The organism is Streptomyces sp., from assembly GCF_035644915.1.
Classification (GTDB): Bacteria; Actinomycetota; Actinomycetes; order Streptomycetales; family Streptomycetaceae; genus Streptomyces.
Genome location: NZ_DASQNP010000204.1, coordinates 19,319 through 31,150, shown reverse-complemented (window position 1 = coordinate 31,150; position 11,832 = coordinate 19,319). Strand labels below are relative to the sequence as shown.

The 11,832-nt window shown below is 73.7% G+C and carries 9 protein-coding genes; 7 read left to right on the top strand and 2 right to left on the bottom strand.

The features are described from left to right. Positions 1–250 precede the first annotated feature (250 nt). Entirely contained in the window at positions 251–3,016 is a 2,766-nt protein-coding gene (locus VE546_RS22660) for a CocE/NonD family hydrolase (RefSeq protein WP_324925280.1), read from the top strand. Further along, positions 3,013–3,897: an ABC transporter permease gene (locus VE546_RS22655; protein WP_324925278.1), complete on the top strand. Its 885-nt coding sequence runs from the start codon at positions 3,013–3,015 to the stop codon at positions 3,895–3,897. The genes VE546_RS22660 and VE546_RS22655 overlap by 4 nt, the downstream gene beginning before the upstream one ends. A 90-nt stretch (positions 3,898–3,987) precedes the next feature. Here VE546_RS22655 and VE546_RS22650 read toward each other — a convergent pair whose 3' ends face one another. After that, positions 3,988–5,601 (bottom strand): family 20 glycosylhydrolase, encoded by a 1,614-nt coding sequence (locus VE546_RS22650; RefSeq protein WP_324925276.1) that lies wholly within the window; start codon positions 5,599–5,601, stop codon positions 3,988–3,990. A gap of 259 nt (positions 5,602–5,860) precedes the next feature. On the opposite strand from VE546_RS22650, the gene VE546_RS22645 reads away from it, so the two are divergent. The 5 genes from VE546_RS22645 (at position 5,861) to VE546_RS22625 (ending at position 10,066) form a co-directional block, all read left to right on the top strand. Continuing rightward, positions 5,861–6,556 (top strand): 2-oxo-4-hydroxy-4-carboxy-5-ureidoimidazoline decarboxylase, encoded by a 696-nt coding sequence (locus VE546_RS22645; RefSeq protein ID WP_414720551.1) that lies wholly within the window; start codon positions 5,861–5,863, stop codon positions 6,554–6,556. 153 nt (positions 6,557–6,709) lie between these two features. Beyond that, positions 6,710–7,090 (top strand): succinate dehydrogenase, cytochrome b556 subunit, encoded by a 381-nt coding sequence (gene sdhC / locus VE546_RS22640; protein ID WP_324925274.1) that lies wholly within the window; start codon positions 6,710–6,712, stop codon positions 7,088–7,090. A gap of 3 nt (positions 7,091–7,093) precedes the next feature. After that, positions 7,094–7,525, top strand: a complete 432-nt coding sequence (locus VE546_RS22635) for a succinate dehydrogenase hydrophobic membrane anchor subunit (RefSeq protein ID WP_324925272.1) — start codon at positions 7,094–7,096, stop codon at positions 7,523–7,525. Between the two features lie 22 nt (positions 7,526–7,547). Continuing rightward, positions 7,548–9,302, top strand: a complete 1,755-nt coding sequence (gene sdhA, locus VE546_RS22630) for a succinate dehydrogenase flavoprotein subunit (RefSeq protein WP_324925270.1) — start codon at positions 7,548–7,550, stop codon at positions 9,300–9,302. Beyond that, positions 9,302–10,066, top strand: coding sequence for a succinate dehydrogenase iron-sulfur subunit (locus VE546_RS22625; RefSeq protein WP_324925268.1), 765 nt, complete (start codon positions 9,302–9,304; stop codon positions 10,064–10,066). Before sdhA ends, VE546_RS22625 begins: the two co-directional genes overlap by 1 nt. A gap of 165 nt (positions 10,067–10,231) precedes the next feature. Here VE546_RS22625 and VE546_RS22620 read toward each other — a convergent pair whose 3' ends face one another. Then, a complete protein-coding gene (locus VE546_RS22620) occupies positions 10,232–11,800 on the bottom strand; it encodes an ABC transporter substrate-binding protein (protein ID WP_324925266.1) in 1,569 nt (522 codons plus the stop codon). Between the last annotated feature and the right edge of the window lie 32 nt (positions 11,801–11,832).

The window sequence follows — 11,832 nt, the reverse complement described above, 5'->3', positions numbered from 1 at the left end:
CGGTCGCCGCGAGCAGCCGGCCGCGGAACCTGGGCAGTCGGAGAACCATGACCCGACCCTACGGGGTGCCCCCGCCGGCCGGCGGCGTCCCCGGGAGGGATCCGCCGCCCCTACCGGAGGAGGAGACGGCACGCGGCCCGCGTACTGCCGGGGCAGTACGCGGGCCGCGTGCCGTCTCCTCCTCGGGTAGGGGCGGCGGATCCCTCCCGGGGACGCCGCCGGCCGGCGGGGCACCCCGTAGGGTCGGGTCATGGTTCTCCGACTGCCCAGGTTCCGCGGCCGGCTGCTCGCGGCGACCGCCGCCGTCGCCGTCCTCACCGGAGCCGGCGTGTGGGCGGCCGGTCCGGACGACGGGCCGGCCGTGCGCCACACGGAACGGACGTTCACCCTGCCCGAGTCCGCCCCCGGGCGGGACGGGGGCGACGGCGGGGGCACGGTCCGGATCGACACCTCCTACTTCACCGCCGGCGACCCCGCCGCACGCCGTCCCGCGGTGCTGCTGGGCCACGGCTTCGGCGGCAGCAAGGCGGACCTGCGCGCCCAGGCCGAGGAGCTGGCCCGTTCCGGATATGCCGTACTGACCTGGTCGGCCCGTGGTTTCGGCGCTTCCACCGGCCGGATCGGGCTCAATGACCCGGAGCGCGAGGTCGCCGACGTCAGCCGCCTCGTCGACTGGCTGGCACAGCGGCCGGAGGTCCGGCTCGACGGGGACGGCGACCCCCGGGTGGGGGTGGCGGGCACCTCCTACGGGGGTGCGGTCTCGCTGCTGGCCGCCGGGTACGACGAGCGGGTCGACGCCATCGCCCCCGCCCTCACCTACTGGGACCTGTCCGAGGCCCTCTTCCCGAACGGCGTCTTCAAGGAGCTGTGGTCCGGCCTCTTCTTCACCACCGGCTCCACGGTCTCCAACGCCGGCGCCCCCGCCGCGGGAGCGGGGCCCCAGCGGGTCGGCTGCGGCCGGTTCGCCGCGGAGCTGTGCGCGATGTACCGGCGGGTGGCCGTCTCCGGGAAGCCGGACGACGCCGCGCGGGACCTGCTGCGGGAGCGCAGCCCGGTGGCGGTCGCCGGGCGGATCGACGTGCCGGCCCTGATCGTCCAGGGCCGGTCCGACTCGCTCTTCCCGCTCGACCACGCCGATGCCATGGCCAGGGCGATCCGCGCCAACGGCGCGCCCGTGGCGGTGGACTGGATCGCGGGCGGCCACGACGTCGGGCCCGGCGGCTCCGGGGAGGAGACGGCGCGGCTGGAGGCCCGTACGCGCGCCTGGTTCGACCGCCACCTCAAGGGCGACGCCGGTGCGGACACCGGGCCCGCCTTCCGGGTCACCCGCACCGGCGGGCTGGACTCCGCCGAGGGCGACGTGCGGCTGCGCGCCGCCACCGCCGACAGCTACCCCGGCCTGCGCGGCGGCGTCCGGACCGTCGCGCTCACCGGGCGCGAGCAGACCTTCGCCAACCCGGCGGGCGGCACCCCGCCCGCCGTCTCCGCCGTCCCCGGCCTCGGCGCGCTCGGCGCCCTCGGCGACCTCGGCGGGCTGTCGGACCTGGGCGCGGGCCTGCCGGCGGACCACCCCGGCCAGCACGCCCGCTTCGACTCGGCGCCGCTGGGGGAGGCGCTGCGGGTCACCGGCGCACCCACGGTGCGGGTGAACGTCGCCTCCGACGGCGGCGAGGCGGTGCTGTTCGCCAAGCTCTACGACGTCGGCCCCGACGGGCGGCGGCAGACCCTGCCCGGCCGACTGGTGACGCCGGTGCGGGTCACCGGTGCCGGGGAGGGCCGCACGGTGGAGGTGCGGCTGCCGGCGATCGACCACCGCTTCGAGGCCGGGCACCGCATGCGGCTGGTGCTGTCCGCCACCGACCTCGCCCACGCCTCGCCGGTGGAGCCGGCCGCCTACACCGTCTCCCTGGCCGGTGCCGGGGTGAGCGTGCCGACCGCGCCGGGGCTGGCGGTCGCCGCCGACCCGCTGCCGTGGTGGGTGTGGGGCATGCCGCTGACCGGCGCGGCCGTCGCCGCGGCGCTGCTGCTGACCGGGCGCCGCCGCGGGACCGTGCGGGCCACCGGCACCGGTCCCGCGCCGGAGGCGGACCCCGGGCGGGCGGACGTGCCGCTGGAGATCACCGGCCTGTCCAAGCGGTACGCGGGCTCGCAGGACCGCTACGCCGTGCGCGACCTGTCCTTCCGCGTCGAGCGCGGGCAGGTCCTCGGGCTGCTGGGCCCCAACGGCGCGGGCAAGACCACCACGCTGCGCATGCTGATGGGCCTGATCACCCCCGACAGCGGCGAGGTACGGATCTTCGGCCACCGCGTCCGTCCGGGCGCGCCCGTGCTCTCCCGGGTCGGCGCGTTCGTCGAGGGCGCCGGGTTCCTGCCGCACCTGTCCGGCCGGGCCAACCTGGAGCTGTACTGGCGGGCCACCGGACGCCCGGAGGAGGACGCGCACCTGGACGAGGCGCTGGAGATCGCCGGGCTCGGCGACGCCCTGGAGCGCGCGGTGCGCACCTACTCGCAGGGCATGCGGCAGCGGCTGGCGATCGCCCAGGCCATGCTGGGGCTGCCGGACCTGCTGATCCTGGACGAGCCGACCAACGGTCTGGACCCGCCGCAGATCCGCGAGATGCGGGAGGTGATGGTCCGCTACGCGGCCGGCGGCCGTACCGTGATCGTCTCCAGCCACCTGCTGGCCGAGGTCGAGCAGACGTGCACGCACCTGGTGGTCATGGACCGCGGGCGGCTGGTGCAGGCGGGCCCGGTGGAGGAGATCACCGGCTCCGGGGACACCCTGCTCGTCGGGGTGCGGGGTCCGGTGCCGGAGGCGCTGCCGGAGAAGGTGGCCGCCCTGCCCGGCGTCGGTTCGGCCGTGCGCACCGAGGAGGGGCTGCTGGTGCGGCTCGACGGTGCCACCACGGCGCAGTTGCTGACCGAGCTCCTGCGGCTGGAGGTGCCGGTGGTCAGCGCCGGGCCGCACCGCCGCCTGGAGGACGCCTTCCTCACCCTGATCGGAGGATCGCGATGACCGCCACCCCTTCCACTACGCCCTCCGCGCCTCCGGGCTCGGGCGCCGCGCCCGGCTACCACCCGCGCCGCACCCTGCCGCTGCGCGTGGAGGCGGTGCGGCAGTTGCGGCGGCGCCGCACCCTGGTGACCGGGCTGGTGCTGGCCGCGCTGCCCTTCGTGCTGATCGCGGCCTTCGCGATCGGCGGCGAGCCCGAGCCGGGCGGGCGGCGGATCAACCTGATGGACACCGCCACGGCCTCCGGCCCGAACTTCGCCGCCATGGCGCTGTTCGTCTCGGCGGGCTTCCTGCTGGTGGTGCCGGTGGCGCTGTTCTGCGGCGACACGGTGGCCTCCGAGGCGAGCTGGGCCTCGCTGCGCTACCTGCTGGCCGCCCCGGTGCCGCGCTCCCGGCTGCTGCTGAGCAAGCTGGTGGTGGCGCTGGTGTTCAGCGCGGCGGCGATGGCGCTGCTGCCGCTGGTGGCGCTGGCGGCGGGCTCGGTGGCGTACGGCTGGGGGCCGCTGGAGCTGCCCACCGGCGGGGCCCTGCCCGCGGGCGAGGCGGTGGGCCGGCTGGCGGTCGCGGTGGCGTACGTCTTCACCGGCCAGCTCGTCACGGCCGCACTGGCGTTCTGGCTGTCCACGGTCACCGACGCGCCGCTGGGCGCGGTCGGCGGCGCGATCGGGCTGACGATCGTCGGCAACATCCTGGACGCGGTCACCGCCCTGGGCGACTGGCGCGAGCTGCTGCCCGCCCACTGGCAGTTCGCCTGGGTGGACGTGGTGCAGGGCGAGCCGGAATGGGGCGGGATGCTGCGCGGCTCGGCGGTGTCGGTGGCGTACGCGCTGGTGCTGTTCGCCCTGGCCTTCCGCCGCTTCCGCACCAAGGACATCGTGTCCTGAGCGCGTCCAGGGCGTCCTGGGCGTCCTGGGCGTCCTGGGCGTCCTGAAGGAGCGTGGTGCCCGGCCCCGCCCGAGCCCCGCGCTCCCCCGTCACGTCACCCGGTCGGCCAGGCGCCGGAACGCGGGCCAGTCCAGGGCGGGCCGCGCGGGGTTCCACAGCTTCTGGGCCACGGCCCGCAGCGGCATGCGGATGCCCCGGGCGACCTGCTCGGCCGTCTGCGCCCCGGCCAGGTCGCACCAGACGGCGAACCGCCCGCCCACCACGCGGTCCGGACCGGCGGACCCCGCGGGCACGGGCGTGGTGCCGCGCAGGACGGCCGGGGTCCACTCCTCGTAGATGCGGCGGCCGGTCGGGTAGGTGAACCGGTTGGGCTCGCCGAGCACGTAGTAGAGGTACTCGTCGTTGAGGTTGATCACCTCCCAGCCCTCGCGCAGGTACTCGTGGGGCGGCCGGGCGCCGATCTCCCGGCCCGTCCAGTAGGCCACCTGCCGGGGCCTGCTCGGGCGGACGGTCCCGCCGCGGTGCTGTCCGTCGTTCCACACCTGCGGGACGAACCCCTGCCTCCGCACGGTCGCGGCGCGGTCGTTGAGCCAGGCCGCCGCCAGGTCCCGGATGCCGGCCCGGGGCCCGTGCTCGCGGCGGGCCGCCGCGGCCAGGTCCGGGTGGGCGGCCTCGGGGTCGGACGCCATCAGCGCCCGGTACTCGTCGCCGCCCAGGTGCCAGTACGGGCCGGGGCCGGGCTGGTCGCGGAAGATGGGGGCGTACTCGCGCAGCAGGTCGTCCACGAGCCGTGCCGCGCGCGGGTCGGAGATGTCGACGGCGCCGGGCACCGGGTCGCCGTCGGCGTCGCGCAGTTGCAGTTCCGGGTGGGCGTCGAGCACCGCACCGAGGTGGCCGGGCGAGTCGATCTCGGGGATGACGGCGATGTGCCGGGAGTTGGCCAGCTCGACGATCCGGCGCAGTTCCTCCTTGGTCAGGTACGGGTCGGAGACGATCTCCGGGTGGGAGGTGCTCTCGACGCGGAACGCCTGGTCGTCGGAGAGGTGGAGCTGGAGCTGGTTGAGCTTGAGGTCGGCCATCTCGCGGATGCGGTCCTCGATCCAGTCCGCGTCGAAGTGCTTGCGCGCGATGTCGATCATCAGGCCGCGCTGCGGGCGGTCGGGCCAGTCCCGGACGGTGCCCCGGGGCATCCGGCCACCGTCGCGGAGGGCCTGGAGGAGGGTGCGGGTGCCGTGGAAGACCCCGGTGTCGGTGCGGCCGGTGATGGTGACCCTGCCGGTGCGGGCGGTCAGCACGTAGCCCTCGCGGCCCCGGATCTCCCCGCCGGGGGCGTCGGGGTCGAGGACCAGTTCGACGTCGCCGGGTCCGGCGGGGCCGGCGGAGCGGCCGGCGTCCAGTTCACGGGCGAGCAGCCGGGCCTCGTCGGCGAGCGCGCCGCCGGGGTCGGCCACGACGCGGGTGCCGGGGCCGGGCTGCCAGCCGAGGCCGGGTTCCGGCACCCACTGGCGTACGGCGGGGATGGTGTCGGGAGCGGCGGGGAGCGTGACGGCGGGGACGCGGGCGGCGCTCCGGGCGCCGCCCGCGGGGGCCTCGCGCTCCGGCGCTCCGCCGGGCAGCACGACGAGGGTGACCGCCGCGGCCGTGGCCGCCGCACCGGCCACGGCCGCGATGGCCACGGACTTCTTTCGGGGGATGCGTCCCATGGAGCGACCGTATTGCCCCTTTCCGGCCCTCATCCGTCAACCATGCGCCTCCTATCCGTCTCGTCCGGGTGAAAACCCCTCGTGCACAGGGCACCGTCTCCCCCGTATCGTTACCTTTGCGTCATCTCCCGTCACACCATCACCCCGGACACCAGCCGTCACCGACAGCCCCGGCCGCCACCGGCCGCCGGCCCCGCGTCCTCGTCAGCCCGCCTCCGTCCCGCGACGTCCCAGACGTCCCCCCGCGCCCGAGGAGCCCATGCGCCTGCCCCCTCAGCGAAGCGAGGCAACGCCGCTCCACCGCCTCAACACCGCCCCGCCCGCCGATCTCCGGGCCGCCCTGCTCACCTGCTGCGGCAGTCGGCGCTGGGCGGAGAGCATCGTCGCCCACCGTCCCTACCCGGACCTGGAGGCGCTGCTCGCCGCAGCCGACGAGGCCGGCTACGACCTCACCGACGAGGACCTGTCCGAGGCGCTGACCCGGGAGTCCTCCGTCGGCCCGACGTACGGGGACCTGCTGTACGGCGGGCGCTCCCTGGCCGTCTCCGGGCCCGGCAGGCTCGCCGCGCACACCGCGCTGCGCGCCGCGCACGCCGCGTACGAAAGCCGCTTCGGGTACGCCTTCGTGCTGTGCGTCGACGGCGTCCGCGAGGAGGAGGCGTTCGACCACGTCCTCGCCGCCATCCGCACCCGGCTGGGCAACGAGGCCGAGCGGGAGCGCGCGGTGGCCGCCGAGGAACTGCGCCGCATCGCGCGCGGCCGGCTCCTGCGGCTGGTCCGGGAGGGACTCGCCGGGACGGCTCCCGGACAGATCCCCGGGCAGGTACCCGGGGAGACCCCCGGGCAGGTGCCCGGGCAGACCCCCGGGCGGGTTCCCGGACAGCTTCCCGGTCAGGAGGGCGGGGAGCGGGCCGGCGAGGAGCCGGGACCGGCCCGCCAAGGGTGCGGTTCCTGACCTTTCCGTGCCTGATCGATCACATCCGGGCCCCCGGGGGAACCGAGCCGACGGAGCGTCGATACCATGGCAGGTGGCCGGTGGACCGTACCCGGCCGGGCCAGACCGACATCAAGCCGGCCGGCCCTGTACACCGCTCCCGGAGGGTTTTCCGTGCCGGCTGGAACGCTGTACCGCGGCCGGGAAGGCATGTGGTCCTGGGTGGCTCACCGAGTCACCGGCGTCCTCATCTTCTTCTTCCTGTTCGTGCACGTCCTGGACACATCCCTGGTCCGCGTCTCCCCCGAGGCGTACGACGAAACCGTGGCGGTCTACAAGACGCCGATCGTCGCGTTGCTGGAGTACGGCCTCGTGGCCGCCGTCCTGTTCCACGCGCTCAACGGTCTGCGGGTCATCGCCGTCGACTTCTGGTCGAAGGGCACCCGCTACCAGCGGCAGATGCTGTGGATCGTGATGGGCATCTGGATCGTGCTGATGATCGGGGCGCTGTACCCGGTCCTCGGGCACGCCGTGAGCGAGTTGTTCGGGAGCTGACCCATGGCCTTTGACGTAGACAACCCCGCACCGGTCATCGAGCCGCCCCGTGCGCGCACGGGCAGGACTCCCAAGGCCACGCGCGGCAACTTCGAACTGCACGCCTGGATCTTCATGCGGCTGTCCGGCATCGTGCTGGTCGCCCTGGTCATCGGCCACCTGCTGATCCAGCTCGTCCTCGACGGCGGCGTCAGCAAGATCAACTTCGCCTTCGTGGCCGGCCGCTGGGCCTCGCCGTTCTGGATGACCTGGGACCTGTTGATGCTGTGGCTGGCGATGCTGCACGGCGCCAACGGTCTGCGGACGGTCATCAACGACTACGCCGAGCGGGACAGCACCCGCTTCTGGCTGAAGATGCTGCTGTACACCGCCACGGTGTTCACCGTTCTGCTGGGCACGCTGGTGATCTTCACCTTCGACCCGAACATCCGCTAGAGCCGGGGCTGAGGCCAACCTGATGAAGATCCACAAGTACGACACCGTCATCGTCGGCGCCGGCGGCGCCGGGATGCGCGCGGCCATCGAGGCCACCAAGCGCAGCCGCACCGCCGTGCTGACCAAGCTGTACCCCACCCGCTCCCACACCGGTGCCGCCCAGGGCGGCATGGCCGCCGCCCTGGCGAACGTGGAGGAGGACAACTGGGAGTGGCACACCTTCGACACGGTCAAGGGCGGTGACTACCTGGTCGACCAGGACGCCGCCGAGATCCTGGCGAAGGAGGCCATCGACGCCGTCCTCGACCTGGAGAAGATGGGCCTGCCGTTCAACCGGACCCCGGACGGCAGGATCGACCAGCGCCGCTTCGGCGGCCACAGCCGCAACCACGGTGAGGCCCCGGTGCGCCGGTCCTGCTACGCGGCGGACCGCACCGGCCACATGATCCTCCAGACGCTGTACCAGAACTGCGTCAAGGAGGGCGTGGAGTTCTTCAACGAGTTCTACGTCCTGGACCTGCTGCTCAACGAGGTGGACGGGGTCCGCAAGACCGCGGGCGTGGTCGCCTACGAGCTGGCCACCGGCGACATCCACGTCTTCCAGGCGAAGGCCGTCATCTTCGCCTCGGGCGGCAACGGCAAGTTCTACAAGGTCACCTCCAACGCGCACACCCTGACCGGTGACGGCCAGGCCGCCGCGTTCCGCCGGGGCCTGCCGCTGGAGGACATGGAGTTCTTCCAGTTCCACCCGACCGGCATCTGGCGCATGGGCATCCTGCTGACCGAGGGCGCCCGCGGCGAGGGCGGCATCCTGCGCAACAAGGACGGCGAGCGCTTCATGGAGAAGTACGCGCCCGTCATGAAGGACCTGGCCTCGCGCGACGTCGTCTCCCGCGCGATCTACACCGAGATCCGCGAGGGCCGCGGCTGCGGCCCCGAGGGCGACCACGTCTACCTGGACCTGACCCACCTGCCGCCGGAGCAGCTCGACGCCAAGCTGCCGGACATCACCGAGTTCGCGCGCACCTACCTGGGCATCGAGCCGTACACCGACCCGATCCCGATCCAGCCGACCGCGCACTACGCGATGGGCGGCATCCCGACCAACGTCAACGCCGAGGTGCTGGCCGACAACACCACCGTCGTGCCGGGCCTGTACGCGGCCGGCGAGGTCGCCTGCGTGTCGGTGCACGGCGCGAACCGGCTGGGCACCAACTCGCTGCTGGACATCAACGTCTTCGGCCGCCGGGCGGGCATCGCCGCCGCCGAGTACGCCGCGACCCACGACCACGTCGACCTGCCGGAGGACCCGGCGGGCTACGTCGTGGAGCTCGTGGAGTCGCTGCGGTCCTCGGAGGGCACCGAGCGGGTCTCCGAGATCCGCAAGGCGCTCCAGGAGACCATGGACAAGAACGTCATGGTCTTCCGCACGGAGCAGACGCTGAAGGAGGCCGTCGAGGAGATCGGCGCCCTGCGCAAGCGCTACAAGAACGTGTCGGTGCAGGACAAGGGCAAGCGGTTCAACACCGACCTGCTGGAGGCCATCGAGCTGGGCAACCTGCTCGACCTGGCCGAGGTGACGGCCGTCTCCGCGCTGGCCCGCAAGGAGTCGCGCGGCGGCCACTACCGCGAGGACTACCCGAACCGCGACGACGTCAACTTCATGCGCCACACCATGGCGTACCGCGAGGTCGGCGACGACGGCACCGAGTCGATCCGGCTGGACTACAAGCCGGTCGTGCAGACCCGCTACCAGCCGATGGAGCGTAAGTACTGATGGCCACTCCCGTCATGGACAAGGCCGAGGCCGGTGCCACGGCCACGGACAGCCCCTACATCACCGCCACCTTCCGCATCCGGCGCTTCAACCCGGAGGTCTCCGACGAGGCCCGCTGGGAGGACTTCCGGATCGAGATCGACCCCAAGGAGCGCGTCCTCGACGCCCTCCACAAGATCAAGTGGGAGCTGGACGGCACGCTGACCTTCCGGCGCTCCTGCGCGCACGGCATCTGCGGCTCCGACGCGATGCGCATCAACGGCCGCAACCGGCTGGCGTGCAAGACCCTGATCAAGGACATCAACCCGGAGAAGCCGATCACCATCGAGGCCATCAAGGGCCTCACCGTCCTGAAGGACCTGGTGGTCGACATGGAGCCGTTCTTCCAGGCGTACCGGGACGTGATGCCCTTCCTGATCACCAAGGGCAACGAGCCGACCCGCGAGCGCCTGCAGTCCCCCGAGGACCGCGAGCGCTTCGACGACACCACCAAGTGCATCCTGTGCGCCGCGTGCACGACCTCGTGCCCGGTGTTCTGGAACGACGGCCAGTACTTCGGCCCGGCGGCGATCGTCAACGCCCACCGCTTCATCTTCGACTCCCGGGACGAGGGCGGTGAGCAGCGGCTGGAGGTCCTCAACGACCGCGAGGGCGTGTGGCGCTGCCGCACCACCTTCAACTGCACGGAGGCCTGCCCGCGCGGCATCGAGATCACCAAGGCCATCCAGGAGGTCAAGCGCGCGCTGATCACGCGGCGCTACTGAGGCCCGGGGTCCGGGCGCCGTGTGACGGCGGCGCCCGTCCGGACCGCGCGACACGGCGGGGCGCCGCCCCCTCCGCACGGTGGTGCGGGAGGGGCGGCGCCCCGCCGTGTCGTGGTCGTGTCGCGCAGTCGTGTCGCCGTGGCGTCGTACGCCGCGCGCGGGCCCTCAGATCCGGCTCAGCTCCCACAGCCGCCACACGCCGCTGTTGTCCGACAGGTACTGCACGCCGGCGATGTCGTCCGTGCTCACCGCGTACTCCTTCCCCTGCCACAGCGGGAGCACCGGCACGTCGGCCGCCACGCGCCGCTGGATCTCCTGGAACCGCTGGATCTCCGCGGTCCGGTCGTAGCCGCGCCGGGTGGCACGGACCAGCTCCTCGACCGCGGGGTCGCCGTACCCGGTGTGGTACGCGCCGTCCGTGCCCACCAGCGGGTCGGTGTACGTCGCGGGGTCGGGGAAGTCCGGGAACCAGCTCATCAGGCAGGCGTCGAAGGAGCCCTCGGCCAGGCCCGTGCGGAAGTCCTCCCACTCGTGGTGCCGGGTGGTGACCTCGAACAGGCCCGAGGCCTCCAACTGGCCGCGCAGCGCCTCGGCCTCCTCGGCCGCCGCCGTGCCCCTGGAGTAGGCGATCTCGAAGCGCACCGGCGTCTCGACGCCCGCCCGCCGCAGCAGCTCCCGCGCGCGTCCGGCGTCGGGGTCGCCGTAGCGGTCGTGGAAGGGCGTGCCGTGGCCGTTGACGCCCCGCGGGATCAGCGAGTACAGCGGCTCCACCGTGCGCCGGTGGACGTGGCGGGCGATGGCCGTGCGGTTCACCAGCGAGGCCACGGCCTGCCGGACCGCGGGCCGGGCCGTCGGCGAGGAGGGGCGGAGGTTGAACACCAGCGAGCGGATGTCGAGCCCGGGGTGCTCGTGGATCCTGATGCCCTCGTCGCTCGGGCTGATCCCGGCCGTCTCGGCGGGCGGCAGCTCACCGGCGCTGACCTCGACCTCCCGGTTCCGCCATGCCGCGGACAGCGCCGCGGGCTCGGTGTAGTACCGCACCCGCACGGGGTGGGTGGGGCGCTCCTCCAGCAGGCCGGTGTACCGCTCGTTGGGCACCAGCCGCGCCTCGCGCCCGGGCTCGTAGCCCTGGAGCGCGTACGGGCCGGAGCCGACCGCCCGGCTGCCCTTGAGCAGCTCGCCGGCCGGGTACAGCTCGCTGTCCACGAGCGATCCCGCAGCGCTCGCGATCTTGTACGGGAAGGTGGCGTCGGGGGTCTTCAGCCGGAACTCCACCGCCTGGCCGTCCACGCGCACCTCCCGGAGGGTGCCGAACAGCGGCGCCGGTCCCCGCGGGTGGCCGATCCGCAGGATGCGGTCGAAGGTGTGCTTGACGTCATCCGCGGTCAGCGGGCTGCCGTCGCTGAACGTCAGGCCCTCGCGCAGGGTGCAGCGGTACCGTCTGAGCCCGCCGTCCGTGAAGCGGCACTGCTCCGCCGCGTCCGGCACCGGCTCGGCGGTGCCGGAGGTGAAGGTCAGCAGCGACTGGTAGACGTTGCCGAACAGGCGCCAGGAGCCGGCGTCGTACGCCCCGGCCGGGTCGAGCGAGGCGACCTCGTCCGTGGTGCCCACGGTGATGGTCCGCTGCTCGGGGCCGGGCCGGGTCAGGCTCCACCCCCCGACGGCGGCCGTGACGGTCACCCCCAGCATCACCGTTCCGAGCCAGACGGCTCTCCTGCTCCTGAACCTGCTCATGCGGTCGCCCCCTCTCGTGCCGGGCCTGCGGT